Raw genomic sequence first — 25,631 nt, 5'->3', positions numbered from 1 at the left:
TAAAAGTAATAACATTTGAGGTAGAAAATGAGAGATAAAATATTACAAACATTGAAGACCACAAAAGAATACGTATCGGGTGAATGGTTAAGTGAAACATTGGGTGTTTCTCGAACCGCTATTTGGAAAGCTATCCACAAATTAAAAGACGAAGGTTATGAGATTGAAGCTGTACCGAATCGAGGTTATCGTCTTATAATGGAAACGGCTGATTTAGTTGAATCAGCCATTCGACTTCATTTAAATCAAGGATCAAGGTTTGCCACAATTAAGGTTTATGAGTCTGTTGATTCGACAAATTCCGAAGCTAAACGCATGAAGGTAAACAAAAAGATGGAAGAAGGCTTAATCATAGCCAAAGAACAGACGGCAGGAAAAGGCAGACGAGGTAAGTATTGGGCATCTGTTAAAGATGAGGGTATTTGGGCATCTTTGGTTTTGGTGCCGGACATACCACCCATGAGAGCGTCTATGTTGACTTTAATCGCTGGACTGTCTGTTGCTATGGCCATAGAAGATAAAACCGGACTGGGAGTAGGTATTAAGTGGCCGAATGATCTTGTAATTTCAGGAAAAAAAGTTTGTGGAGTTCTAACGGAGATGAGTACTGAAGCGGATTACATTCATCATGTAGTTGTAGGTGTTGGTATTAATGTGAATCAAACAATATTTGATACATCTTTAAACCATATAGCTACCTCTTTGAAGATTGAACTTGGAAGAAACGTTAATAGGGTGGAAATTCTATGTGGTTTTTTAAACCATTTTGAGTCATTATATGAAAAATTCTTGAAAATTATGGATTTGAGTTTTATGATAGATAGATACAACAATATGTGTATTAATGTGGACCAAGAACTTAGAATCATTGAGCATGGAAAAACCAAAGAAGCAACGGGCATCAAAGTCACAAGTCAAGGTGGTTTGATGGTTAGAAATAAGGAAGGTGACACAGAAATCATATATGCCGGCGACGTTTCTATTAGGGGCATAAACGGTTATGTGTAGAGGTTAAGAATATGGAAGAGATTGTATTAGCGGCTGCAAGCAGTTATGACAGAAAGTACTATTTTAACAAGGAGTTTGATACAATACCGGATGATATCAAGACGAGCATTCAAATCATGTTGGTATCATTTACAATGGAGATTGGCGGTTTGTTGTCTTTGGTATATGATGAGGATGGTCTGCTATATTTTAGAACAGAATGTGATGAAGAAGATATTCTATACGATGAAATAGGCGCACATTTGAAGATTAAGAAGATGATGGTAGTCCATCAAGACCTTCTTGAAGGCCTTCAATTGTTTTATAAAGTCTTTTATTTAGGAGAATCTCTTGAATAAGCATAAAATTCATGATTGCATTTGAGAATTATACTGCTATAATAGACATGAAACAATTAATGCGAATCATCTATGGATGATGTCTTGTATCCCTTAGAGGAACGAGAACAGGAGGCGATTTTTTGAATAAAACACTAAAAGACACGAGAAAACTGGTAATTTTGGGCTTAATGCTTGCCATCACGATGATACTGGATTTTACCCCTTTAGGTGCGATTCCAATGGGAACGGTTGAAGCAACCATTACACATATTCCAACAATCATTACAGGGATCATTTTAGGACCAGTTGCAGGTTTGATTATGGGACTAGCTTTCGGATTAGTATCTTTTTTTCATGCTTTAATTCGACCAGCATCACCTTTCTCATTGTTATTTATTAACCCCATTATTTCTGTGTTACCAAGAATGCTGATTGGTGTAACAGCATATTATGCTTATGCATTAGCGATAAAGCTTTTCAAGTCAAAACTAGCACCCATAGCCATTGGTATAGGTGCATTTGTAGGGAGCTTAACCAATACAGTACTGGTGCTTGCTGCCCTTAGTTTGATTTATGGAAGTAGGATTGAAGCGATGCTTCTTGAAGCAGGGTTATCGACCAAAGCTTACCTGTGGGCCCTTGGTGTTGCAGGGACCAATGGTTTGATGGAAGCTATTGTTTCAGTTGTCATCGTAACAGCGATATGTTCCGTATATTTTAAGCAGTATAAATCATAAATCTTATAAGAAAGTCTAGCAATATAGCTTTGAGCGTTAACCATGCAATGCTAATAATAAGATGCATATATAAATCAAGAGCTTACTCATATGATAAGCTCTTGATTGTGATTATAGAGAAATGACATATTGACATTATGAGAGCAGTGAATAAAAGGATAAATAAGGAGGGTTTCATATGTTATTGGCCATGGATGTAGGTAATACAAATATAACAATAGGAGTCCATAGTGGTGCTGAATGGATTGGTACTTTTAGAATGACAACGAAAACGCCAAGAACCTCAGATGAGTATGGTCTTTTTCTTCTTGCACTTTTGAATTCAAAGAAGATTGAAGTCACGGATATTGACGGCGTCATTATATCCTCAGTAGTGCCTAATATTATGTATTCACTGAACAATGGTGTAAGGAAATATATCCGCTTAGAACCTATGATTGTTGGGCCTGGTATAAAGACAGGCATATCTATCCATACCGATGATCCAAGAGAAGTGGGAGCAGACCGTATTGTAGATGCTGCAGGTGGCTTTTATGAATACGGTGGGCCACTACTTGTCATTGACTTTGGAACGGCCACCACTTATGATTTTGTTTCTGAAAAAGGTGTATTTGAAGTGGCCGTCACTTCACCGGGGATTAAGATTACGGCCAATGCTTTATGGCAAAAGGCAGCAAAATTACCGGAAATTGAAATCAAAAAGCCAAGTTCCATATTAGCTAGGAACACAATTGACAGTATGCAAGCCGGTTTAGTTTATGGCTATATCGGTCAAGTGGAATACATCGTCAAAAAAATGAAAGAAGAATTAAAGCAACCAGACATGAAGGTGGTCGCTACAGGGGGTCTAGCTAGGGTCATGCAAGGCGAGACGGATGTTATAGACGTTTATGACAGTATTTTGACCTTCAAAGGTCTAAAATACATATATGACCGTAATAGAGGCAAATAAAATGAAGATAAATCAACTTAATGTGAAGAACAATATATTTTTGGCACCTTTAGCAGGTGTTTCTGATCGACCTTTTAGAGTTCTATGCTATGAACAAGGTGCAGGTCTTGTTTATACAGAGATGATTAGTGCTAAAGCCATCGCTTATGATAACCAAAAAACTAAAGATATGTTGGTGACAAGTGAAGGTACAGAGACATTAGGTATTCAGATTTTTGGTAAAGAGCCGGGAATCATGGCAGAGAGCGCTCAAAAAATAGACCATGCGGGAATTGCTCTTTTTGATATTAATCTAGGCTGTCCGGTGCCCAAAGTTGTTAATAATGGTGAAGGATCTGCATTGATGAAGAACCCTAAGTTGATTGGCGACATTGTGGAAGCAATGGTTAAACGATTGTCTAAGCCAGTGACGGTAAAAATCAGGAAAGGCTTTGACGCTAATCATGTGAACGCTGTCTTAGTGGCAAAAACCGCAGAAGCAAGCGGTGCGGCTGCCATTACAGTTCATGGAAGAACAAGAGAACAATATTATAGCGGTCATGCAGATTGGGATATTATCAGAGCCGTAAAAGAAGCGGTAGACATACCGGTAATTGGAAACGGAGATGTATTTAATGCAAAAGATGCGAAACGTATGTTGGAAGAAACCGGTTGTGATGGGGTAATGGTAGCAAGAGGTGCTCAAGGCAATCCTTGGATTTTCTATGAAATCAATCATTATCTTAAAACGGGTCTGATACCGAATCGCCCGGATACTGAAATGATCGTAGAAATGATTTTGCGTCACAAAGAGGCTATGGTAGAAGATAAAGGTTCATATATTGCCCTTAGAGAGATGCGTAAACATGTGGCATGGTACACAAAAGGTCTTAAGCATGGTGCAAGACTTCGACAAGTTATGAATCAAATTGTGGATATTCATGAATTTGACAAAATGATTCATGAGATTCTGTTGCAATGATGGTTAAAGTGTCAAGATGTTAATTGACAACTAGGATATATTAAGTTATAATTTTTGGATATATTGTATGATGGCTTAATATAAAATTCACGTGTGATCTAGATAAACCTGTACATTAAGGCTTATGTAGAACATTTTTTTGGCCGATTACTAACTTAGAATAATCAAATAGAAGGGGTGTCATAAAATGCCTGAAAAGAAAATAATATTGACTTATCATGGTTTACAAGAACTTGAAGCAGAAGTACAGGAGCTAAAAGTTAACAGACGTAAAGTTATAGCGCAAAAGATTAAGGAAGCAAGAGCTCAAGGGGATTTATCAGAGAACGCGGAGTACGATGCTGCCAAAGAAGAACAAGCAGAAGTGGAAACACGTATTGTACAAATAGAGAAATTACTAAAAAATGTTGAAGTTATAGACGAGGATGAAGTCGATTTAAGCTTTATTGGGGTCGGTTGTAAAGTTAGACTCTTTGACATGGAGTATGATGAAGAAATAGATTATGCTTTAGTCGGTTCTACAGAAGCAGATCCTTTGCATGGGAAAATATCCAATGAATCTCCGGTCGGAGAAGCATTGATGGGCCTAAAAGTAGGAGAAATAGCTGAGGTGGAAACACCAGCTGGTTTGTTGAAGTTCAAAGTTCTTGAGATTCATAGATAGAGCGTGTTGATTGTTGAAAAGGAGTGTCGATCATGGAAAATAACCTAATCGCACCAGTAGAAGATTTAAATGAATTATTAAAAATCAGAAGAGGGAAACTGAGTGATTTGCAAGCGGCCGGTAATGACCCTTTTCAAATCACCAAATATGAAGTAACCCATCATAGTATAAATGTTACTGATGATTTTGAAGTTTTGGAAGGTCAATCAATTAGTGTGGCAGGAAGAATTATGACCAAACGCCTCATGGGCAAGGCCTCTTTTTGTCACATTCAAGACCGTGAAGGTCAAGTACAAGTATATGTGCGTAAAGATGGTATCGGTGATGCGGCTTATGAAGCTTTCAAAACCTATGATATCGGGGACATCGTCGGTATTGAGGGCGTGGTTTTTAAGACTCAAAAAGGAGAAATATCCATTAAAGCCAGTGAGGTACTTTTGCTTTCAAAAAGCTTGCAAGTTTTACCTGAAAAATTCCATGGCCTAAAGGATACAGATACCAGATATCGTCAAAGATATATTGATTTGATTGTCAACCCGGAAGTCAAAGAAACTTTCTTCAAACGATCAAGTATTATTAAGGAAATTCGCTATTTTTTAGATGATATGAACTTTCTTGAAGTAGAAACACCTGTGCTTCATACCATTCCGGGAGGTGCAGCGGCTAGACCCTTCAATACCCATCACAATGCCTTAGATATGGACATACATATCCGTATATCATTGGAATTACATCTAAAGCGTTTGATTGTAGGTGGTTTTGAACGCGTTTATGAAATGGGACGTGTATTTAGAAATGAAGGTTTGTCGGTTCGACATAATCCGGAATTTACATTGCTAGAGCTCTATCAAGCATATACAGACTATTACGGTATGATGGAACTTACCGAAAACCTGATTCGTACAGTAACTCAAAAAGTACTTGGCACAGCAAAAGTGGTCTATGACGGAATTGAAATTGACCTTGAAAAACCATTTGAGAAATTGACCATGTTAGATGCTGTCAAAAAATATACAGGTATTGATTTTGAAGAAGTTGCAAGCGATGAAGCGGCAAAAAAATTAGCAAAAGAAAAAAATGTTCACATCGAAAAGCATTTTAAAAAGGGTGAGATACTAAACGCCTTCTTTGAAGCGTTCGTAGAAGAGAACTTAATTCAACCGACTTTTATTATGGATCATCCTGTAGAGATTTCACCTTTGGCAAAACGTAAACCGTCAAATCCTGCTTATACAGAAAGATTTGAACTTTTTATAACAAAAAGAGAATTTGCTAATGCATTTTCAGAATTAAATGACCCAATTGATCAAAGAGGCCGATTTGAATACCAGGAATCTCTTAGAGAAGCTGGTGATGAGGAAGCCAACAAAATTGATGAGGACTTCCTAACAGCTCTTGAATATGGTATGCCGCCAACAGGTGGGCTTGGCATTGGCATTGATCGTTTAATTATGTTGCTTACGGATTCTTATTCTATAAGAGATGTCTTATTATTTCCAACGATGAAAAACAAATAGTTATAATCTGTGAGGATTTCTCTAACTAAGGGAAGTCCTCAATTCATAGTAGACATAGCTAATGCTTGAGATCATCATAGTGAGACCATATTTAATCTATTGTTAATAAAAAATGGTCGAAATGCCATTTTTAATATGTTATAATGTTGTACGTAAGTCATGAGATGGGAGAATACTATGGATGCTCTAAGAGAAAAAGGTAATAATCATAAATTACTACTGAAAAATAGAATCCAAATGATTCTGTTTTTTACGCTGTTCATGCTTCTGTTACAAGGTTGCGGCAAATCTGTTGATGAAGTTGAGGTAACAAATAATAACATACCGCTAACATCCAGTGAAAACCTTAAAAAATACGAAGCCCTGCCGGTTCTATCAGATGTTGTCTATGATTTTGACAGTTATGAGTCGGTTATGTCAACAGATATCACCAAAAGCCATGAAACAAGGGCGGTCAAGGGTATTTATGTTAGCGGCCATGCTGCAGGTATTTCGACATGGATGGATGATTTGATTCATTTGGCAGACACTACAGAAATCAATGCCTTTGTCATTGATGTTAAAAATGATTCAGGACACATTACGTATGACATGAATTTAGAATCAGTTAAAGAAGTAGGTGCAGATATCAAAGCGATTAGAGATATAGAAGCTTTGATGGAACGTTTATATAGCCACGATATATATCCAATTGCTAGGATTGTTGCTTTTAAAGATCCTTTTGTGGCAGAAAGAAAACCTGAATATGCAATAAAAAGAAAAGACGGATCTTTATGGAAATATAAGAATACACCTTGGTTAGATCCTTATAATAAAGACACATGGAAATACATCGTGGATGTATCTAAGGAAGCAGCCAAAATCGGTTTTAAAGAAATTCAGTTTGACTACATACGATTTGAGGCGACAAGCACATTGGCAGAAGCTGATTTCCAAGGGAAAGATGAACTGCAAACTAGGGAAGAGGTAATATTGGAATTTTTAGAGTATGCAATGGAAGAGCTTAAGCCATATGGTGTTAAAGTTTCAGCAGACGTTTTTGGAACGGTTATAACAAGTTCAAAAGATGCAGCTACCATTGGTCAAGATTATATTGAAATGTCAAAAATTGTGGATGTAATATGTCCAATGATCTACCCATCCCATTATGGTTTTGGTTTTTACAATACACCTAAAGGTGAGCATTCAGACTTATATCCATATCGTATTATTTATGGATCTATGATGGATTCAGCTGATAAACTATCTGCGATACCGGAAGGGGAACATAAAGCCATAGTTAGACCATGGTTACAAGCTTTTACGGCCAGCTACCTTGGAAGAGGTAATTACAAAACCTATGATGCAGAAGCTATAAGGGAGCAAATCCAAGCCACTTATGATGCTGGCTTAGAAGAATGGATTCTATGGCATGCAGGCGTCAAATATAATCCGGCTGGATTACTACCAATAGAGCAAAATGAATAGAATAAAGAGGTGACATATGGTAGACCAAGAAAAAGTCAAACTTATGATGAAACTGGCCACATTTGAAAAAAAAGAAGGCAAAGAAGACCTGAATATTATGGAATACTTCAAAGGTGATTATATAGCTTACAAGACTTTTTTGATATTACTAGGTGTTTCATTTTCCTTATTCTTATTTTTTTTAGCAGATATTGGAATGAAATTCTTTGAGGATATGCAACGTTTCATTGAATATGATTTTGTTGCACTCGGTATGCGTTATCTAACCATCTGGGCTGTTTTTATGGTGATTTATGGAATAGTTGCAACAATCATATACAAAAAGCGCTACCGTGAGAGTAAAGAAAGAATCGACGATTATCAGAGAATGCTCAAAGAATTGAGAAAGATGTAAGCATTGGAGGAGGAAACGTTATGACCATGTTGCTTGAGATTAAAGAAATAATCATGCAGAATTATAGAAAGTTTGAACGCATCATCGTACCACTTGCAAAGTTTATTATGGCTTTGGTGGTTCTATCTCTTCTTGGGAGATACTTATCCGGATTCGACTTGGAGAATAAATTCGTCCTTTTGGATAAGTTTTATATCAAAGTGGCGATGGCTGCAATTGTTGCCTTTGTGCCCGGAACGTGGTTTGTTCTATTGATTATGGTGACATTATGGGCAAGAATATTTTTCATATCTATTGAAGCAACATTTATTGTTTTTGGCGTAACAGTAATTATCTACTTAATGTTTATACGCTTGTTTCCAAAGCAAGCGTATTTGGTTATATTATTACCTTTCTTAATTCATATGAAATTAGCCTATGTTTTACCATTGTTTGCCGGTCTTTTTCTTGGTCCTGTTGCCATTGTACCCATTGGTGTAGGTGTTGTTGTCTATTACCTTGGTATGCACTTGCCCGGTATCCTTCAAATGACATCCGTTGATCTTTACGATATGCCCACCACAATCATAGAAATGTATAAATACACAATGAATATATTGATGGGTAATAGAGCTATGTTACTTACGATTGTAGTATTTCTTGCCGTAATTGTAACAACTTACTATGTGGGTCGACTTGAGTTGGACTTTGCTCAGTATATAGCCGTTGGCGTCGGTGGGCTTGTTAATATTTTTGGTTTTATTATGGGTAACCTGGTTTTAAATGCAGGCGTTCAAATCTTAGGTGTATTGATTGGTTCATTTTTTGCAGTCTTCATTGTATGTATTATGCAGTTTTTTAGATTCACTTTAGATTATCAAAAAACAGAACGTCAGCAATTTGAAGATGAAGATTTTTACTATTATGTAAAAGCCATTCCCAAAATCAAATTATCAAAAAGTAAAAGAGAAATCAAAACCATAGAATAAATAGCAAACGAGGTGCTCGTGTGAACGCATTTAACAACTTTTTCAGTTGGTTTGGCAACATTACAAATCAAATACCAACCATACAAATTAAAGATATCATTGAAATCATAATGATCGCTTTTGTAAACTACCAACTGATCAAATGGGTCAGAGGTACAAGAGCATGGGTATTGTTCAAAGGCGTTTTCGTAATACTGGTTATTGCGACCATTGCTATCATTTTTGAGTTAAATACCATCATTTGGATTCTTTCGAATACCATAAATGTTGGTATTATTGCATTTCTAATAATATTTCAACCGGAACTTCGCCGTGCTTTAGAATCTTTAGGACGTAGGAATTTCATCACAGACTTAATCTTATCAGAAGATCATGACAGAAGTTTACATATGAACCACGAGAGTGTTGAAGAGATTGTTGTCGCTGTTGAAGAGATGAGTAAAACAAAAACAGGTGCCTTAATTGTTGTTGAAAAAGAAGTGAAATTATATGACTATGAGCCAACCGGCATTATCATAGATGCAGTAGTCACTTCACAATTAATTATTAATATATTTGAGCATAATACGCCGCTTCATGATGGTGCTATGATTGTACGAGATGATCGAATCGTAGCAGCTACTTGTTATTTGCCCCTGTCAGACAATATGAGTTTAAGTAAGGAACTTGGAACGAGACATAGAGCAGCTGTCGGTATCAGTGAAGTGGCTGATTGCATGGTGGTTGTTGTATCAGAGGAAACAGGTTTTATTTCTCTTGCTACAGGCGGTAACATTATACGCAATGTGAATAAGGAATATTTGATGAATAAGCTTGGCGGAGACAACTCCAAGAAAGTTGGTTTTTGGCCACTTAAGCTATGGAAAGGAAGGCGTCAAAATGATCGAAAAAATCAAGAATAATTGGTTGTGGAAAGTTGCAGCCTTATTAATAGCCTTCGTATTATGGTTGGTGGTTGTCAATTATGATGACCCATATATCAAAAAGACCTTCAATAACGTGGTTGTGGAGAAGAGAAACGAGTTGGCCATTACAGCACAAGATCAGGCCATTGAATATAAGGAAGGCGAAAACATCAGCGTAACCCTAGGGGGAAAGAGATCACTCATTGATCGTTTGACTTATTCAGACATAAAAGCTTATGCAGATCTTGGTAAGGTATCTATTACCAATACCGTTGATATTATTATTGAGGTTAATGATCAGATAGATATTCTGGAAAAAAAACCAAATAATATGCAGATTAGTTTAGAGCCGATTATCAAGTCATTAAAAGACGTACAAGTGTCGTATATAGGCGAACTTGATAGTGATTATATTAGACTCAATCCGGTAATCATTCCAAATCAGATTGAGATAACCGGTCCTCAGTCTCAACTTTCCAGAGTGTCGGAGGTTAGAGTACCGATTCGAATCGATAACGCTTACGATGATGTTACAGTTTATGTTACACCTCAAATACTGGATTCCACAGGAAAAGAAATACTTGGTTTGCAAATGAGTAATAATCAGATACAAGTCAAAGTACCAATACAAAAAATCAAGACAGTGCCAGTTGTATTTCAGACGGTAGGTAGTCTGAACGAAGCGTATAGGCTGGTTACCATGGAGTTGGAAATGAAGGAAATCATCGTTCGTGGTGAACCGGATGTACTCGAAAACTTCACAGAACTTGTGGTTCCTAATATTGATTTAAGTACATTTAATCAGGAGACGGAATCATACAGTATTAATCTAAACCAATACTTACCGGCAGGCATTAATGTTTATAATTCGGATGCTTTAACAGAACTCATCATAGAGGTCGAACCTTTGGTGAATCAAGATTACACCATTGACCTTGAAGAAGTGACAATACGTCAATTAGATGAAGATCTAACTTATAGGTATTTGGATACAACACCACTGAATGTAAGACTTAGAGGTATAGAAAAGGAATTATCTGTTCTTGAGGTAAAAACATTACAGCCAAGAGCCTTTCTAAAAGATCTTGGACCGGGTATTCATAATGTAGAGGTTGAGTTTGTAGTACCTAGTAACTTTGAATGGATCTCTGGCACACCGACGGTTAGAATAGAAATCAGTTCTATCGATCAAGAAGAAGTGTCAACAGATAATTAGATATAATGAGTATACCAATATGGCAAGTGGTCTATACCACTTGCCATATTTTAACTTTTAATCTTAGGAATCAATTGAGATGCCAATTGGTGAATGGTATAATGATAAAGATTTAAAAAAGAAGGAGATTATAATATGGGGAATTTATTTGGAACAGATGGTGTCAGAGGTATTGCAAACAAAGAATTGACAGTTGAACTTGCGTATTTACTCGGTCAAGCCGGTGCTTACGTACTTACAAAGGAAAATAAACATAAACCGACAATTCTCATTGGAAGGGATACGAGATTATCAGGAGAGATGCTTTCTTCTGCTATGATTGCAGGTATATGTTCTGTAGGCGCAGATGCTATGTCTATGGGGGTCATGCCGACGCCGGCTGTTTCCTATTTAACTAGAGAATATGGCGCAGATGCAGGTGTTGTCATATCCGCATCTCATAATCCGGTAGAATATAATGGTATAAAATTCTTTAATAGAGATGGCTATAAGCTTTCTGATAGCATAGAAGAGGAAATAGAAGCTTTGGTTAGAAACGGGAATAGAGATATTGAGTTACCCCTTGGTGTAGACATTGGCCGCCATATCCAGCGAAATGAATGTATTTATGACTATATAAGATTTACTAAAAGGCAAATCAAGACAAGCCTTGAGGGATTGCGTATAGTTATTGATTGTGCCAACGGTGCATCTTATGTATCGGCCCCAGAAGCTCTAAGACAGATGGGAGCAGAAGTCATCATCATACATAACGAGCCTGATGGAACAAACATTAATAAACAGTGTGGTTCTACACATATGGATGATTTACAGTCTTATGTAAAACAGGTACAAGCAGACGTTGGGCTAGCCTTTGATGGAGATGCAGACCGATGCTTGGCTGTAGATGAAAAAGGCAATGTTGTTGATGGGGACCAAATTATGGCTATATGTGGCCTATACATGAAAGAAAAAGGCACCCTGAGAAAGTCGACAGTGGTTGCTACGGTCATGAGTAATCTGGGTTTTTTCATCATGGGTAAGAACCATGGCCTAGCTATTAAACAAACGGCCGTTGGTGACCGTTATGTTCTTGAAGAAATGATTAATAATGATTACAATCTAGGTGGAGAACAATCAGGGCATATTATATTTCTAGATGAAAATACGACAGGAGATGGCTTATTAACAGCCCTTCATCTATTAGAAGTTGTCAAGGAAACGGGAAAGACTTTATCAGAGTTGGCTTCATGTATGGAAGTGTTACCTCAGGTCCTCATTAATGCAAAAGTCAGTAATGTTAATAAATATGCATACAAAGAAAATGAAGAAATTCAAGCGGCCATAGCATTGGTTGAAGATAAGTTTAAAGGCGATGGCCGTGTGTTGATACGCCCATCAGGGACAGAACCATTGGTTAGAGTTATGATTGAAGGTAAAGATAAAATGATCCTTGAAAAAGAGGCTCGACAACTGGCGGACTTAATTGAGTTACGCTTAAAATAGGAGGCATAATATGTGTGGTATAGTAGGATATATTGGTAATCAGGAAGCATCCCCTATTTTAATAGAGGGGTTAAGAACCCTTGAATATAGAGGTTATGATTCATCAGGGGTTGCTATTTTTGACCACAAATTGAATATGGTCAAGTCAAAGGGCAGACTTAGTAATCTAGAAGATAAATTAAAAATCAAAGATTTAGAAGGTGTTGTCGGGATTGGCCATACAAGATGGGCAACCCATGGTGAGCCTTCAGATCATAACGCCCATCCTCACATGAATGAAAGTGGTACTATTGCGTTGGTTCATAACGGCATTATTGAAAACTATATTTCTCTTAAGGAGGAACTTATTGAAAAAGGCTACCGTTTTATTTCTGAAACAGATACGGAGATTGCGGTACAACTTATTGATTCATACTACAAAAAGAGTGACAATATTTTAGAAGCAGTAATAGCGGCACTTCATCGAATCGAAGGCTCTTTTGCCCTTGCAGTTGTGGCAGAAGCAGAGCCGGATAAGATCATTGCAACAAGAAAAGACAGTCCATTGGTTCTTGGCATTGGTGATGGTGAGAACTTCATTGCTTCTGATGTACCGGCTATTTTACGACATACAAGAAAAGTATATTTTATTGAGGATTATGAAATAGCAGTGGTTACCAAAGAAGATATCGTCATCATGGATATGGACCAAAAACATATCAAGAGAGAGATATTTAATGTGACATGGGATATTGAAGCAGCTGAAAAAGCAGGTTATGAACACTTTATGCTGAAAGAAATATTTGAGCAACCAAAAGTGATTCGTGACACATTAACACCAAGACTCCCTATGGATCAGGAGGATGTTTATTTAGATGGCATCAATCTTGAAAAAGAGGTTCTGGAGAAAGTCACAAGAATCTATGTAATTGCTTGTGGAACAGCCTATTATTCTGGCTTAATAGGAAAAGAATTGATTGAAAAGTATGCCCGTATTCCTGTTGTAGCGGAAGTGGCGTCGGAGTTTAGATATAAGGATCCAATTTTAGACGAGAATACCTTAATGATTGTAGTATCTCAATCAGGAGAAACAGCGGATACATTAGCTGCACTTAGAATGGCTAAAAAAGCTGGTGCTCATGTTTTGGGTATTGTTAATGCCGTAGGTTCTAGCATCTCAAGAGAAGCCGACGATGTATTATATACATGGGCGGGACCTGAGATTGCAGTGGCATCTACTAAGGCCTATTCAGCTCAGTTATGTGCCATGTACTTAATTAGTATGAAGATATCTTTAGCTCTTGGTAAATTAAAATTAGAGGACTTTAGAGAACTTAGAACGGCATTGTATCAATTGCCATCTCAAGTTGAACACATTTTAGAAAATGCCGTTTTAATTGAAGATATGGCTAAGAAACATTTGAATATGAAGAATGTATTTTATATTGGTAGAGGATTGGATTATGCGGTTGCCATGGAGGGTGCTCTTAAGATTAAGGAAATTGCTTACTTACACGCAGAACCCTATCCTGCAGGCGAGCTTAAGCATGGTCCAATAGCCCTAATTGAAAAAGGATCCTTACTTATGGGGTTGGTTGGTCAAGAAAGTCTCTTTGACAAGACGGTTAGTAACATCAAGGAAGTCAAAGCAAGAGGTGCTAGTATCATGGCTATTGCAATGGAAGGTAACCTTGAGATTGAGCAAGTGGCAGAAGATGTCATCTATATACCTAGAACCCACTGGTCTTTAGTACCATTGCTTGAAAACATACCTCAGCAATTATTTGCCTATTATATTGCAAGAGATTTGGGTCATGATATTGACAAACCAAGGAACTTGGCGAAGAGTGTTACGGTGGAGTAGTTATTTCTTTTTAATCGACTTTTAATGTTTTTACCATGAGATTTTAGACTTGGCGTACTATAATGAATTCACTAGATGTTTAAGTGATGAAATGAAAGTTGAGGTGCGCTATGAATAAGAGATTATACCGTTCGAATAAAGACAAGGTTTTGGCAGGTGTCTGTGGAGGTATTGCCGAATATTTTAAGATTGATGTGACCATTGTACGTTTGATTGTTGTTTTGCTCGCTTTTCCAAGTTTTGGGATTACTTTTTTTGGTTATATTATTGGTGCGATCATCATACCTGAGCGACCCCTGGATTATGTTGAGGTGGATGATGGTGAAGATGTAGAGGTGGATATGCATACAACCATTGATCTTGATAGTAAGGATACTAGAAGGGTCCTTGGCATCCTATTGATTGGTATTGGTGCTCTGATTTTAATGAGTAAGTTGTTTGTCTGGTTTGATTCTGGTATGATTATTGCAATTGCTATTATCACCATTGGCGTTTTTATTATTAAAAAGAAAAATTAAAGATGAACGAGTCGAAGGTTTTATATCAATTAGGTATAAGGCCTTTTCACTTTTTTTCTATTACTTAAGAATGCTTATATGCTATAATAGGAATGTAAGGAAGGTGATGACTTGTTTGGACATAAAAGGTTAACAGAATGTTATTTTAAGGCCATTCGCAACCAAGATACGATTGAAGTGGATGATGATACTAGAATTATATTTTTCAGTGACGTACACCGTGGTGATAACAGTATGTCAGATGAATTTGCCCATAATCAAAATGTCTATTACCATGCCCTTGAGTATTACTTTAAGAATGAATATACTTATATTGAGGTTGGCGATGGAGATGAGTTGTGGGAGTATAGCAAATTCTCTCATATTAGAAGGGCCCATAGTGACGTTTTTTGTTTGTTGAAAAAGTACTATGACGAAAAACGCCTGTATTATCTTTTTGGTAACCATAATATGGCATTTAGAAATGAACATAGGTCTAAGCATGAGCTGACTCATTTTTATGACGAATATTTAGATGTTAAGACACCCTTATTTCCAGGTATAAAGATTAAAGAAAGCCTGCTGCTTAAAGATCAGCATTCAGATAAGGAAGTTTTAGTGGTTCATGGTCATCAAGGTGATTTTATGAACGATCAAGGTTGGGTTATTTCTTTGTTCTTGATGAGAATTTTTTGGCGTTATATGCACATGGTTGGTCTTAGAAACCCATCAAGTCCTTCTAAAAATAGAGTAAAAAGACATAAAATAGAAAAGTCTTTTTCTAAATGGATTAGGCATAATCATATCGGCATTCTTTGTGGTCACACCCATCGTCCCAAGTTGCCGGATCGGTCAGAAGCTACATACTTGAATTCAGGGTGCTGTGTTCATCCAAGAGGCATTACCGGTATAGAGTTGATAGGACGAAAATTCTACTTAATTCACTGGAGTATCTTGCCGGATGATCAAGGTCGTTTGGCTATACGTAAAAAGATTATGAAGGGTCCATTGAGTTTTGATGATATTAGATTATAAATTAAAGAGGTACCATGAAAACCCTTCAAGATTAATGATATCATAAAAAAACAGCAAGTTATCATGAACCGGATTGTTAGAAGGAAATACCGGAAAATGATGCTTGCTGCTTTTAATATCAGATATTACTTAGGCTTTGAAACTATAGATGGTTTTTTGACGATAGATTTCATTGGCTCTTAGGATTTTGGTGGGGAAGAAATCTTGGTTGATCGCGTCAGGGTAGTATTGGGTCTCAAGGCATACGGCACCATATTTAAGAGTGGATTGGCTGCCTTGTATTGGCAGGTCAGAAGTCAGGAAGTTACCGGTGTAGCAGACAACACAAGCTTCCGTGGTGTTTATCTCAAGTATACGTCCGGTCTTTGGATCTTTTAAGACAATAGACTGATGGGCATCCGGATCCAGGATAAAGGCATGGTCATAACCGCCGGCGTTTTTTAGTTGAATATCATTCTCGGAGATGTTTAAACCAATTGCTGTTGCCTGTGTGAAGTCAAAAGGGCCAGAGTCTGTGGGTAAGACACCGATGGGTATGATTTCAGAATTAACAGCTACATATTTTTTTGACGGCAGGACAAGTAGATGGTCTAATATAGTGGTGGAGGGATTGCCGGATAGATTGAAGTAGCTGTGATTGGTTAAGGTTAGGATGGTATCTTTATCGGTTGTTGCCTTATATTTTATAGTTAGATTGCTTTCTTCATCAAAAATATAAGTCACCACCACATCCAAGTTTCCAGGAAAACCCTGAGCCATATCATAACTAAGGTGGCTTAATACTAACTCGACTTGTGTAGCTGATACGATTTCGGTGACAGACCATATTTGTTTATCCAGTCCAAGATTACCACCATGAAGACAATGCGTGCCGTTGTTTTTTTCCAGTGTATAGTTGGTATCATTGAGATTAAAAGACGCTTGACTGATGCGCCCTGCAACTCTACCTGTGATACAACCAAAATGGGGTGAATAATCTTCATAAGCTTCTATTGAATCAAATCCCAATACCACATTGTTAATCTGACCGCTAGCATCCGGTACATTGATTTCCTTGATGATGCCTCCATAGTTTAGAATTTTGACATTATGACCTTTTTCATTGGATAGGGTATATAGGGTGGTTTTTTGGCCGTCTTTTGTGAGGCCGAAGGGGCTAGATTGACATTGCATTGTAATTCCTCCTTAGTTGAATTTGAGTCTTAGACTATTATACATCAAGGATTCTTATAGCTCAATCATAGAGATTAGTCCTTGAAATAAGAAGCTTAATCCTGTATGATAAGTAATGAGTGGTTAAGCTGTCAAATATAAGTATGGAGGCTTTGACCATTAGATGTCACTACTAAGACAATAGAATTGGAGATTATAGAATGGAAAAAATAGTATTAGCTAAAGTCGGCGACAAAGAATTGACAAAAGACGATATGATTGCAATCATGAGAAATCTGCCACAACAGGATGCTCAGAATTTTTCTAGCTTTGAAGGCCGAAAAGTATTGTTGGATGAAATGGTAGCAGGAGAATTATTCTATAAAAGAGCGGTTGAAAAGAGCTTTGATCAAGAGGATAAATTTCTTGAGATTATGGAAGAGACCAAACGTGCGATGCTTCAAAGATACGCAGTACAAAAAAGCTTGGATGCGATCACAATAGAGCCATCTGAGGTTGAAGCATATTATGAAGCACATAAGAATAATTTTGCAGAAGGGCCTAAAGCCAAAGCCAAGCATATTCTGATGACAGACGAAGCTGACATTATGGAAGTTAAGAACGAAATTGACAGTGGTATGGATTTTGAAGAAGCGGCAAAAAAATACTCGACTTGTCCATCAAAAGAACGTGGAGGCGACCTTGGTACTTTTGAAAGAGGACGTATGGTTCCTGAATTTGAAGAAGCAGCCTTTACACAAAAAATTGGTCTTGTTGGAGATCCGGTTAAAACACAGTTCGGTTACCATTTGCTATTGGTTGAAGAGCGAACGGAAGCCTCTGTTAAAGCCTTTGAAGAAGTTGAAAATCAAGTGAGACAAGAACTTATTGGTAGAAAACAAACTGAAATATACAGATCTGAGATTGAAGCCTTAAAAGAAATCTATCCGGTAGAAATCAACGAGGATGGCTTAAAATAAGCAAAAAGTGTGAAAGTTTTATAGACGAACCTTTAAACCGCCTTTTCTTTAGCAGAAGCTATTGGAAAGGTGGTTTGTTCTTCTTTCTTAACTTGAAGGGTCATGATATAATTAATTTTGACTAAAGCAGTAACATAGAAACGATTGAGGTGTTTGATGATTAAGTTGCAGGAACGTATGGATAAAAAAAAGTTTGAAGGTGCAGGTTTTTTCTATAATGAGCCTATGTGTCTTCATACATCTTTTAAGATTGGTGGTCCGGCAGATTTGTTTTTTGTGCCAAAAACTATAAAACATATTGAGGATATCATCGGATTATGTATAGAACTAGATATACCATATTATATAATGGGTAACGGAAGCAATCTCTTAGTGAGTGACCGAGGCTACCGTGGGGTGATTATACAGATTTGCAAGAATATGAGTGAATACAGAATAGACGGCAATCGTGTCTATGCTCAAGGAGGCATTCTGCTATCAAGTCTTTCTAAGCATATTTATAAAGCCGGACTTAGAGGCTTTGAGTTTGCATCCGGTATTCCAGGAACCCTTGGTGGTGCCGTATATATGAATGCAGGCGCCTATGGCGGGGAAATCAAAGATGTTATTATAGAAGCAGAAACATTAACAAGAAAGGGTGAAGTCAGAATACTGACGAAAGAAGCACTGGAACTGGGTTATCGACATAGCAGCCTTCAGATTCATGAAGATATCGTATTGTCTGCAACTTTAGTACTTGAGCAAGGGGACAAAAAAACAATCAAGATGCTTATGCAGGATCTGGGACAAAGAAGAAAAGATAAGCAGCCCATTGAATTACCAAGTGCAGGCAGTACATTCAAACGGCCGGAAGGCCATTATGCAGGGAAGTTGATTATGGATGCAGGCTTATCAGGCTATCGTATAGGTGATGCGAGGGTTTCGATAAAACACTGTGGTTTTGTTGTTAATGAAGGCCAAGCGACTTGTAAGGAAGTGCTTGAACTTATTGATTATATCCAATATGAAGTCAAAACTAAGTTTGATGTAGACCTAGAAACGGAAGTAAGAATCATAGGTGAATTTTAGTCATAAATGAAGGGAGGCATTAAGATGGAGTTTGTAATAGTGACAGGTATGTCAGGCGCCGGAAAAAGTACCACTTTAAAATTTTTAGAAGACGCAGGGTATTTTTGTGTCGACAATCTGCCACCTGCCTTAATTGGTAAATTTGCAGATGTTTGTTTTAGTCCGGATTCAGGACTAAAAAAGATAGCGCTGGGTGTGGACGTTCGAAGTGGCATGCATTTTGAGATTCTCTTTAGTGAACTGGCTCAGTTAAACAGCCAAGGAATAACCATGGATATCATTTTTCTGGAGTCTAGCAACGACATATTGATTAAAAGATTTAAAGAAACCAGAAGAAAGCATCCATTAGTGGAAGACGGACGAATTGAAGACGCCATTTTAGAAGAAAGAACCCTTCTTGAACCGGTAAAAAGTCAGGCAAAGATTATTATTGACACGACCAACCTCCTAACGAGAGAACTTAGGCTAGAGCTTCATAAAGCCCTTAATGATGAGAAGAGCTATAAGAATCTAATCATCACAGTTCTTTCATTTGGGTTTAAGTATGGTATTCCATCGGATTCGGATCTGGTTTTTGACGTTCGTTTCATACCCAACCCCTATTATAAATCTGAACTCAGAGGCTTTACAGGGAAAGATAAAGTGGTTCAGGATTATGTAATGGAATGGGATGTTTCGACTATTTTTATAGAAAAACTGGATGATATGTTGGCTTTTCTCATACCTAATTATATTAAAGAAGGAAAAAATCAATTGGTCATCAGCATTGGATGTACCGGAGGCAAACACAGATCTGTTACATTAACCGACGCCTTAGCTAGGAAATTAGAGAGTTATAACTACAGCGTACACTGTCACCATAGAGATATTGAGAAGGATGCCCTTAGAGGGAAGTAGCAGGTAAACCATGAAAAATAAAAAAATTGTCTGCATCGGTGGTGGCACAGGATTATCCACCATGCTTAGAGGCTTAAAGATTCATACAGAAGAGTTGACAGCCATTGTTACAGTATCTGACAATGGTGGTCACTCAGGGAATCTAAGAAAAGAAATGAAAATATTGCCACCAGGGGATATAAGAAACTGTTTATTGGCACTTGCAGAAGCAGAACCAATGCTAGAGGCTTTGTTTGCCCATCGATTTTCAGAAGGTTCTCTTAAGGGGTATAACTTGGGAAACCTATTGATTGTAGGTCTTACAGATCTTTATGGTAACTTTGGAGCGGCCATTGAAAAAGCCCATGAAGTACTTCGAGTTAGAGGACAAGTATTGCCTGTGACAACAGAAGATGTCCAGCTTAAAGCTATTTATGACGATGGTAGCGAGATTATCGGCGAATGCGAGATTGTAACAGCTAATAAGAGTCATAAGAAGTATATCAAAAAGATGAAGCTTATGCCAAGTAACCCTAAGGTGTACAAGAATGTTTTGGAAAAGATTGAGACAGCAGATAGTATCATACTCGGGCCGGGAAGTCTTTATACATCTATTATCCCTAACCTATTGGTGGAAGGGGTTTGTGAAGCGTTGAAGAATGCGAAAGGCAAGATTGTCTACGTAGGCAATATTATGACCCAACCCGGTGAGACGGAAGGTTTTACATTGCTTGAGCATGTTAATGTCATCGAGCAGTATATTGGTGTTGGATCGATTGATAAAATCATAGCCAATGACGGTTGGCCAGAAGCTATGATTATCGAACATTATAATCAAGATGGGGCAGAGTTGGTCTTACCTCTAATCAACGATGATCGGGTTTTAGCTGTACCAATGATCGCACTCAACGAAAAAACGGGCTATGTCCGACATGACTCAGAACTATTGGCAAAAATCATCATGTCTATTGATTAGCCTATTAGAAAAAAATGAGGTGAAGGTATGTCATTTTCATCAAAGGTGAAGGACGAACTGGCCAGACATATCGGTGAGGCCAGACATTGTAGGATTGCAGAAGTTGCAGCCATCATCAATGTATGCGGAAAAATAAAAGAGAATGAAAAAGGTGAAGTCATAAGCCTAAAAATACAGACGGAAAATGCGGCAGTAGCAAGAAAATGCTTTACTTTATTAAAGAAAACATTTAATATAAAAGTTGAGATATCCATCAAGAAAAATATTTATCTGAAGAAGCATAGAATCTATCATATTTATGTTATGGACAGTGAAGAGGCTATAACCATTTTGAAAGTTACAAAGTTGCTTGTTGAGGGTAAGGTGGATCGACACATCAGTCCATTAATCGTGCAAACGACATGTTGCAAACGTGCTTATATTAGAGGCGCTTTTTTAGCGAGTGGTTCCATTAGTGATCCGGAAAAGACCTATCACCTTGAGTTTGTAAGTCAAGAAGAAAAGCATACGATAGAGCTCATGCGTTTGGTAAACACTTTTGAAATGGACGCAAAGATTGTCTTAAGAAAGAAGTATTATGTGTTATACTTAAAAGAAGGCAATCAGATTGTGGATTTACTGAACATCATGGAAGCGCATGTTGCATTGATGGAGTTAGAAAACCTTAGAATTCTAAAAGAAATGCGCAACAATGTAAACCGCATTGTTAATTGTGAAACTGCAAATATTAATAAGACTGTATCTGCCGCTGTTAAACAGTTGCAGGATATAGATTATATTGATCAAACAATTGGCCTTGGAACATTGCCGGAAAACTTAAAATCCATAGCAAGGTTAAGGATTGAGCATTCAGATGCCAGTCTTATAGAACTAGGTCAACTGCTAGATCCGGTAGTAGGCAAATCAGGTGTGAATCACCGATTAAGAAAAATAAGTCAAATTGCTGAAAAATTAAAGAGCACAAGGGAGGAATTTCATGACTGAGAAAAAAGTAATGGTTAAAATAGCATCAGGACTTGAGGCAAGACCAGTTGCTTTATTTGTTCAAGTGGCTAGCCAATTTCAAAGCAGCATTTACGTTTCCATGCAAAACAAAAAAGTGAATGCCAAAAGTATTATGGGTATGATGTCGCTTGGCATTCTTGAGGGTGAAAGCATTCTTCTAACAGCAGAAGGACCGGACGAGGAAGAATCCATTGAAAAATTGGAAAACTACCTTACCACAGTTGAGTAAACAAGAGACATAACCCCGTCACCCAATTGTAGCTATACATAAGGTGAGGGGTTTTTTATTTCCATTTAAATGGATTGAAATTAAGGAGAGCATCATGGAAAAACAGATTATTTTTGCGACAAAAAACCAGCATAAGATGATAGAGATTAAAGAGATATTGTCAGATTTACCATACAAGATAGTTTCTATGGAAGATGCCGGTATTGATATTGATGTGATAGAGGATGGGCATACCTTTGAAGAAAATGCTATAAAAAAAGCGAAAGAAATAGCTGCAAAAACCGGTGATATTGTTTTGGCGGATGATTCAGGGCTTGAAGTGGATTATATGCATGGTGAACCGGGCATTTACTCCGCACGTTTTGGTGGTGAAACAACCACCTATGATGTTAAGAATCAGATGATCTTGGATAGATTAAAAAATGCTAAAGAAAAAGAGCGTTCAGCACGCTTTGTATGTGTAATAGCAGCTGCTTTTCCAAACGGCGAGGTAAGACATGTAAGAGGCACCATCGAAGGTTATATCGCCAATGAAGCTAAGGGTGTAGGCGGATTTGGATATGACCCTATTTTCTATGTACCTGAAGAAGGATGCACAACAGCCGAAATGACAGCAGATAAAAAAAATGCTATCAGCCATAGGGGGCAAGCTTTAAGACGTATGAAAGATACGCTTAAGGCTTATTTCGAGGTATAGAGATGAGGATTTTAGTCATCAGTGACACCCATAAAAGAATTAAGCATGTATTAGACCTCATGGAAGGTGATCATCGTTTTGACAGAATCTTCCATTTGGGAGACTTAGTAAGAGATGCTCGGGACATAGAGCGTCTTTTTAACATACCCATTGACTATGTGGCCGGTAACTGTGATTGGGGAGAAATCAATGTGCCTACTGAGAAAGTTGTGTTTATACAAGGGAAAAAGATTTTACTTACCCATGGGCATCATCATTATGTCAAACATGGTACGAATATGCTAAAAGCGTTAGCAAAGAAGGAAAATTATGATATAATTTTATATGGACATACCCATATGGCCCATGAAGAATATGAAGGTAAATGTTTAATTTTTAATCCGGGCAGCATCAGTTCACCAAGAGACGGTGTGGCCAGTTTTGGCGTTTTAACCATTAATGAGGATGGAAAGATCCATACTAATATCCCTAGAATTTCTTGAAAAACGTCTTAAAAACCTTGATTTTAAAGGGGTTTAGAAAAAGAAAAGGAATTAAAAAAAAAACCCTTCAAAAGTGTTGACAAAGTTTTGTTTACTCTGTATAATACATCTTGCACGTTTGAAATAAAAGCCTTTGAAAAACGGGGTGTGGCTCAGCTTGGCTAGAGCGCTTGATTTGGGTTCAAGAGGCCGCAGGTTCGAATCCTGTCACCCCGATTTTTATGCGACACCATAGTGTAAGATGATGGCCATCATTTTGCGGGTGTAGTTTAATGGTAAAACTCCAGCCTTCCAAGCTGGTTACGGGGGTTCGATTCCCCCTACCCGCTTCATCATGAAATGAGCACACCAAAGATATAACTTGTGCCAGTAGCTCAGCTGGATAGAGCATCGCCCTTCTAAGGCGGGTGTCCGGGGTTCGAATCCCTGCTGGCACGTTAATGATTCTTAAGATATCTTAAGATGATCATATGGTGGGTATAGTTCAATGGTAGAGCGCCAGATTGTGGTTCTGGTTGTTGTGGGTTCGAGTCCCATTATCCACCCTTAAAAAATATTGGGTAGTCGCCAAGCGGTAAGGCACTGGACTTTGACTCCTGTATGCGAAGGTTCGAATCCTTCCTACCCAGTTTCCATAAGGTCAATGTAACAGCGGTCATATGGCAGAAATAAGGAACACAGTACTATGGGTCACTAGCTCAGCTGGTAGAGCACTGGACTTTTAATCCAGTTGTCTCGGGTTCGAACCCCGGGTGACTCATCGTTAATGCTTGCAGTAACTTGTTGCTGCTTGCAATAACACAAGCGGATGTGGCGGAATTGGCAGACGCACTAGACTTAGGATCTAGCGCTTTACGGCGTGGGGGTTCGACTCCCTTCATCCGCATTACAAAAGAAGAATCTACCTAGTAGATTCTTTTTTTGTGTTTAACTCATCAAACCCATTTAACCGACAAAGGGTATTATTTTGATAACGACAATCCTCAGTAACTTCCGCTTCAAACCAGTCCGGCACATCAAAATCATGTGCAGCCTCAAGGGATGGGAATTCTACCTCAGCCATTAGGAGACCATCAAGTCGGTCCTTGAAGACATCCAGCTCAATGGTGTATTCACCATAAGGGACGAGGTATCTGGTTTTATGAATCAAATAATAATCCAACTTAGAAGAGAGATGTTCAAATTCCAAGGCGGTTATGGAGATCTCGAATTCTTCCCGAGCAAGAAGTCCTTTACCCTTACAAGTTAGGAAAAAATCTTCATTGGATTTACGTATACGTATGACAGGACTGGTACTGATATAACCTTGAAGAATTTCTTTTTTGGGATAAGAGGCCAGTGGGCCAGGTGAAGATGACACAATGAATTTTCTTTCTATTTCCATTCTAAAAACCTCACTTTTATGATAAACTAGGGTTATGTAAAACGATATTAGGATTATCTTATATTATAAACCATAATCTAATAAAAAGTACATTGACTTATTGGATTATCACGGAGGTATTTTTATGACGAAAATGGCAATATTTTTAGCGACCGGTTTTGAGGAGATTGAAGCGGTTAGTACCATAGATGTTTTACGAAGAGGTGGTATGGTATTAGATTTAATATCTGTTTCCGGTAATCTGGATGTTACCGGTGCCCATGATATAACCGTAAAATGCGACCGCCTATTCTATGAGGTGGATTATTCAGAGTATGAAGTACTCATTTTGCCTGGTGGTATGCCGGGTACGGAAAATCTCAGTAAGCATGAGAGCTTAATGGCACTATTACCCGCTTTTTACTCATCAGGTAAAAAACTGGCCGCCATATGTGCGGCACCAAGTATACTCGGTGATCTTGGTTTACTGACAGGTAAGGAAGCTATAGCTTATCCCGGCAACGAAGTTCATCTTAAAGGCGCCAAAGTGAGTGAGAATGAAGTTGTCACAGATGGAAATATTATTACAGCAAAGGGTGCAGGCGTGGCCATGGCTTTTGGCTTAGAGATTCTTAAGTGGTATTTAGAAGAGGATGAGGTCGTTGCACTTCAAAAAAAACTGATACTAACATAGTGAACAAAGAATCTGTAGCCTTAATGGTCATACAGATTCTTTTGAATTATGCACAGATTATTTCTTAATCAACAACGGGAAAGAGCCTCTTGGTCCATAGAAGCAGATGGGTGAAAATCGGTTTTCACCTGTTAAAATAG

26 protein-coding genes, 7 tRNA genes and 1 pseudogene are annotated in these 25,631 nt (G+C 37.9%); 32 read left to right on the top strand and 2 right to left on the bottom strand.

Translation table 11 applies throughout. The features are described 5' to 3' along the window. Positions 1–27 precede the first annotated feature (27 nt). The 16 genes and pseudogenes from P0N36_RS07725 to P0N36_RS07650 all read left to right on the top strand — a co-directional run bounded on the left by P0N36_RS07725 (position 28) and on the right by P0N36_RS07650 (position 15,969). Positions 28–1,008, top strand: a complete 981-nt coding sequence (locus P0N36_RS07725; protein ID WP_275842269.1) for a biotin--[acetyl-CoA-carboxylase] ligase — start codon at positions 28–30, stop codon at positions 1,006–1,008. Positions 1,009–1,019: 11 nt separating this feature from the next. After that, the gene (locus P0N36_RS07720) at positions 1,020–1,346 is read left to right on the top strand and encodes a DUF6145 family protein (protein WP_275842268.1); all 327 of its coding nucleotides are present in this window, start codon (positions 1,020–1,022) and stop codon (positions 1,344–1,346) included. Positions 1,347–1,468: 122 nt separating this feature from the next. Next, positions 1,469–2,065, top strand: coding sequence for an ECF transporter S component (locus P0N36_RS07715; protein ID WP_275842267.1), 597 nt, complete (start codon positions 1,469–1,471; stop codon positions 2,063–2,065). Positions 2,066–2,243: 178 nt separating this feature from the next. Next, on the top strand, positions 2,244–3,017 hold the full coding sequence (locus P0N36_RS07710) for a type III pantothenate kinase (RefSeq protein WP_275842266.1): 774 nt from the start codon (positions 2,244–2,246) through the stop codon (positions 3,015–3,017). Between the two features lies 1 nt (position 3,018). After that, positions 3,019–3,978, top strand: coding sequence for a tRNA dihydrouridine synthase DusB (gene dusB / locus P0N36_RS07705; RefSeq protein WP_275842265.1), 960 nt, complete (start codon positions 3,019–3,021; stop codon positions 3,976–3,978). Positions 3,979–4,165: 187 nt separating this feature from the next. After that, complete coding sequence (greA, locus tag P0N36_RS07700; protein WP_275842264.1) at positions 4,166–4,642, top strand: transcription elongation factor GreA; 477 nt, start codon at positions 4,166–4,168, stop codon at positions 4,640–4,642. A 32-nt stretch (positions 4,643–4,674) separates the two neighbouring features. Beyond that, positions 4,675–6,159 (top strand): lysine--tRNA ligase, encoded by a 1,485-nt coding sequence (lysS, locus tag P0N36_RS07695; protein ID WP_275842263.1) that lies wholly within the window; start codon positions 4,675–4,677, stop codon positions 6,157–6,159. A 177-nt stretch (positions 6,160–6,336) separates the two neighbouring features. Next, positions 6,337–7,626 carry a putative glycoside hydrolase gene (locus tag P0N36_RS07690; protein WP_275842262.1) on the top strand — a complete coding sequence of 430 codons (1,290 nt, stop codon included), beginning with the start codon at positions 6,337–6,339 and terminating at the stop codon, positions 7,624–7,626. A gap of 16 nt (positions 7,627–7,642) precedes the next feature. Next, complete coding sequence (locus P0N36_RS07685) at positions 7,643–8,020, top strand: hypothetical protein (RefSeq protein WP_275842261.1); 378 nt, start codon at positions 7,643–7,645, stop codon at positions 8,018–8,020. A 20-nt stretch (positions 8,021–8,040) separates the two neighbouring features. After that, the gene (locus P0N36_RS07680; RefSeq protein WP_275842260.1) at positions 8,041–8,988 is read left to right on the top strand and encodes a hypothetical protein; all 948 of its coding nucleotides are present in this window, start codon (positions 8,041–8,043) and stop codon (positions 8,986–8,988) included. Between the two features lie 20 nt (positions 8,989–9,008). Beyond that, positions 9,009–9,890 (top strand): diadenylate cyclase CdaA, encoded by an 882-nt coding sequence (gene cdaA, locus P0N36_RS07675; protein ID WP_275842259.1) that lies wholly within the window; start codon positions 9,009–9,011, stop codon positions 9,888–9,890. Continuing rightward, a complete protein-coding gene (locus P0N36_RS07670; protein ID WP_275842258.1) occupies positions 9,868–11,109 on the top strand; it encodes a CdaR family protein in 1,242 nt (413 codons plus the stop codon). Before cdaA ends, P0N36_RS07670 begins: the two co-directional genes overlap by 23 nt. A 135-nt stretch (positions 11,110–11,244) precedes the next feature. Then, positions 11,245–12,594, top strand: coding sequence for a phosphoglucosamine mutase (gene glmM / locus P0N36_RS07665; RefSeq protein WP_275842257.1), 1,350 nt, complete (start codon positions 11,245–11,247; stop codon positions 12,592–12,594). A gap of 10 nt (positions 12,595–12,604) precedes the next feature. Next, positions 12,605–14,437, top strand: coding sequence for a glutamine--fructose-6-phosphate transaminase (isomerizing) (gene glmS, locus P0N36_RS07660; protein WP_275842256.1), 1,833 nt, complete (start codon positions 12,605–12,607; stop codon positions 14,435–14,437). Positions 14,438–14,547: 110 nt separating this feature from the next. Beyond that, positions 14,548–14,733: pseudogene (locus P0N36_RS15675) on the top strand (PspC domain-containing protein); the annotation flags it as partial. A 333-nt stretch (positions 14,734–15,066) separates the two neighbouring features. Continuing rightward, on the top strand, positions 15,067–15,969 hold the full coding sequence (locus P0N36_RS07650; protein ID WP_275842254.1) for a serine/threonine protein phosphatase: 903 nt from the start codon (positions 15,067–15,069) through the stop codon (positions 15,967–15,969). Between the two features lie 129 nt (positions 15,970–16,098). Here the strand turns inward: P0N36_RS07650 and P0N36_RS07645 are convergent, their stop codons facing one another. Next, positions 16,099–17,142: an aldose epimerase family protein gene (locus tag P0N36_RS07645; RefSeq protein WP_275842253.1), complete on the bottom strand. Its 1,044-nt coding sequence runs from the start codon at positions 17,140–17,142 to the stop codon at positions 16,099–16,101. A gap of 200 nt (positions 17,143–17,342) precedes the next feature. Here P0N36_RS07645 and P0N36_RS07640 point away from each other — a divergent pair, with 200 nt between their 5' ends. From P0N36_RS07640 to P0N36_RS07570, 15 genes are all read left to right on the top strand, one after another. Next, a complete protein-coding gene (locus tag P0N36_RS07640) occupies positions 17,343–18,101 on the top strand; it encodes a peptidylprolyl isomerase (RefSeq protein ID WP_275842252.1) in 759 nt (252 codons plus the stop codon). A 156-nt stretch (positions 18,102–18,257) separates the two neighbouring features. Beyond that, a complete protein-coding gene (murB, locus tag P0N36_RS07635) occupies positions 18,258–19,169 on the top strand; it encodes a UDP-N-acetylmuramate dehydrogenase (RefSeq protein WP_275842251.1) in 912 nt (303 codons plus the stop codon). 24 nt (positions 19,170–19,193) lie between these two features. Next, on the top strand, positions 19,194–20,066 hold the full coding sequence (rapZ, locus tag P0N36_RS07630; RefSeq protein ID WP_275842250.1) for an RNase adapter RapZ: 873 nt from the start codon (positions 19,194–19,196) through the stop codon (positions 20,064–20,066). A gap of 10 nt (positions 20,067–20,076) precedes the next feature. Then, on the top strand, positions 20,077–21,021 hold the full coding sequence (locus P0N36_RS07625; protein WP_275842249.1) for a gluconeogenesis factor YvcK family protein: 945 nt from the start codon (positions 20,077–20,079) through the stop codon (positions 21,019–21,021). Positions 21,022–21,048: 27 nt separating this feature from the next. After that, the gene (gene whiA, locus P0N36_RS07620) at positions 21,049–22,005 is read left to right on the top strand and encodes a DNA-binding protein WhiA (RefSeq protein ID WP_275842248.1); all 957 of its coding nucleotides are present in this window, start codon (positions 21,049–21,051) and stop codon (positions 22,003–22,005) included. Beyond that, positions 21,998–22,255, top strand: a complete 258-nt coding sequence (locus P0N36_RS07615; RefSeq protein WP_275842247.1) for an HPr family phosphocarrier protein — start codon at positions 21,998–22,000, stop codon at positions 22,253–22,255. Before whiA ends, P0N36_RS07615 begins: the two co-directional genes overlap by 8 nt. A gap of 94 nt (positions 22,256–22,349) precedes the next feature. After that, positions 22,350–22,952 carry an XTP/dITP diphosphatase gene (locus P0N36_RS07610; RefSeq protein ID WP_275842246.1) on the top strand — a complete coding sequence of 201 codons (603 nt, stop codon included), beginning with the start codon at positions 22,350–22,352 and terminating at the stop codon, positions 22,950–22,952. A gap of 2 nt (positions 22,953–22,954) precedes the next feature. Continuing rightward, positions 22,955–23,434: a metallophosphoesterase family protein gene (locus P0N36_RS07605; RefSeq protein ID WP_275842245.1), complete on the top strand. Its 480-nt coding sequence runs from the start codon at positions 22,955–22,957 to the stop codon at positions 23,432–23,434. A gap of 141 nt (positions 23,435–23,575) precedes the next feature. After that, positions 23,576–23,650 (top strand) — tRNA-Pro (locus tag P0N36_RS07600). Between the two features lie 42 nt (positions 23,651–23,692). Then, positions 23,693–23,763: transfer RNA gene (locus P0N36_RS07595), tRNA-Gly, on the top strand. A 34-nt stretch (positions 23,764–23,797) separates the two neighbouring features. Beyond that, positions 23,798–23,871 (top strand) — tRNA-Arg (locus P0N36_RS07590). A 36-nt stretch (positions 23,872–23,907) separates the two neighbouring features. Continuing rightward, a tRNA-His gene (locus P0N36_RS07585) sits at positions 23,908–23,979 on the top strand. 12 nt (positions 23,980–23,991) lie between these two features. Beyond that, positions 23,992–24,063, top strand: a tRNA-Gln gene (locus tag P0N36_RS07580). 58 nt (positions 24,064–24,121) lie between these two features. Next, positions 24,122–24,194: transfer RNA gene (locus tag P0N36_RS07575), tRNA-Lys, on the top strand. A gap of 44 nt (positions 24,195–24,238) precedes the next feature. Then, positions 24,239–24,320 (top strand) — tRNA-Leu (locus P0N36_RS07570). Between the two features lie 15 nt (positions 24,321–24,335). On the opposite strand, the gene P0N36_RS07565 is transcribed toward P0N36_RS07570, so the two are convergent. Beyond that, positions 24,336–24,818, bottom strand: a complete 483-nt coding sequence (locus P0N36_RS07565; protein ID WP_275842244.1) for a CYTH domain-containing protein — start codon at positions 24,816–24,818, stop codon at positions 24,336–24,338. 124 nt (positions 24,819–24,942) lie between these two features. On the opposite strand from P0N36_RS07565, the gene P0N36_RS07560 reads away from it, so the two are divergent. Then, the gene (locus P0N36_RS07560) at positions 24,943–25,491 is read left to right on the top strand and encodes a DJ-1 family glyoxalase III (RefSeq protein WP_275842243.1); all 549 of its coding nucleotides are present in this window, start codon (positions 24,943–24,945) and stop codon (positions 25,489–25,491) included. Positions 25,492–25,631: the final 140 nt, after the last annotated feature.

It is taken from the genome of Petrocella sp. FN5 (assembly GCF_029210395.1).
GTDB lineage: Bacteria > Bacillota > Clostridia > Lachnospirales > Vallitaleaceae > Petrocella.
Note: the sequence above shows the minus strand (reverse complement) of the source record. Positions and strands in the feature narration are given on the sequence as shown.

Bases quoted from the DNA above. Each gene is read 5' to 3' on its own strand.
- P0N36_RS07710 (WP_275842266.1), top strand. From the start codon at position 2,244: ATGTTATTGGCCATGGATGTAGGTAATACAAATATAACAATAGGAGTC.
- P0N36_RS07685 (WP_275842261.1), top strand. From the start codon at position 7,643: ATGGTAGACCAAGAAAAAGTCAAACTTATGATGAAACTGGCCACATTT.
- greA (WP_275842264.1), top strand. From the start codon at position 4,166: ATGCCTGAAAAGAAAATAATATTGACTTATCATGGTTTACAAGAACTT.
- P0N36_RS07560 (WP_275842243.1), top strand. From the start codon at position 24,943: ATGACGAAAATGGCAATATTTTTAGCGACCGGTTTTGAGGAGATTGAA.
- P0N36_RS07720 (WP_275842268.1), top strand. From the start codon at position 1,020: ATGGAAGAGATTGTATTAGCGGCTGCAAGCAGTTATGACAGAAAGTAC.
- P0N36_RS07615 (WP_275842247.1), top strand. From the start codon at position 21,998: ATGACTGAGAAAAAAGTAATGGTTAAAATAGCATCAGGACTTGAGGCA.
- P0N36_RS07645 (WP_275842253.1), bottom strand. From the start codon at position 17,142: ATGCAATGTCAATCTAGCCCCTTCGGCCTCACAAAAGACGGCCAAAAA.
- P0N36_RS07605 (WP_275842245.1), top strand. From the start codon at position 22,955: ATGAGGATTTTAGTCATCAGTGACACCCATAAAAGAATTAAGCATGTA.
- P0N36_RS07690 (WP_275842262.1), top strand. From the start codon at position 6,337: ATGGATGCTCTAAGAGAAAAAGGTAATAATCATAAATTACTACTGAAA.
- P0N36_RS07670 (WP_275842258.1), top strand. From the start codon at position 9,868: ATGATCGAAAAAATCAAGAATAATTGGTTGTGGAAAGTTGCAGCCTTA.
- P0N36_RS07610 (WP_275842246.1), top strand. From the start codon at position 22,350: ATGGAAAAACAGATTATTTTTGCGACAAAAAACCAGCATAAGATGATA.
- glmM (WP_275842257.1), top strand. From the start codon at position 11,245: ATGGGGAATTTATTTGGAACAGATGGTGTCAGAGGTATTGCAAACAAA.
- glmS (WP_275842256.1), top strand. From the start codon at position 12,605: ATGTGTGGTATAGTAGGATATATTGGTAATCAGGAAGCATCCCCTATT.
- dusB (WP_275842265.1), top strand. From the start codon at position 3,019: ATGAAGATAAATCAACTTAATGTGAAGAACAATATATTTTTGGCACCT.
- whiA (WP_275842248.1), top strand. From the start codon at position 21,049: ATGTCATTTTCATCAAAGGTGAAGGACGAACTGGCCAGACATATCGGT.
- rapZ (WP_275842250.1), top strand. From the start codon at position 19,194: ATGGAGTTTGTAATAGTGACAGGTATGTCAGGCGCCGGAAAAAGTACC.
- P0N36_RS07725 (WP_275842269.1), top strand. From the start codon at position 28: ATGAGAGATAAAATATTACAAACATTGAAGACCACAAAAGAATACGTA.
- P0N36_RS07565 (WP_275842244.1), bottom strand. From the start codon at position 24,818: ATGGAAATAGAAAGAAAATTCATTGTGTCATCTTCACCTGGCCCACTG.
- P0N36_RS07625 (WP_275842249.1), top strand. From the start codon at position 20,077: ATGAAAAATAAAAAAATTGTCTGCATCGGTGGTGGCACAGGATTATCC.
- P0N36_RS07680 (WP_275842260.1), top strand. From the start codon at position 8,041: ATGACCATGTTGCTTGAGATTAAAGAAATAATCATGCAGAATTATAGA.
- lysS (WP_275842263.1), top strand. From the start codon at position 4,675: ATGGAAAATAACCTAATCGCACCAGTAGAAGATTTAAATGAATTATTA.
- P0N36_RS07640 (WP_275842252.1), top strand. From the start codon at position 17,343: ATGGAAAAAATAGTATTAGCTAAAGTCGGCGACAAAGAATTGACAAAA.
- murB (WP_275842251.1), top strand. From the start codon at position 18,258: ATGATTAAGTTGCAGGAACGTATGGATAAAAAAAAGTTTGAAGGTGCA.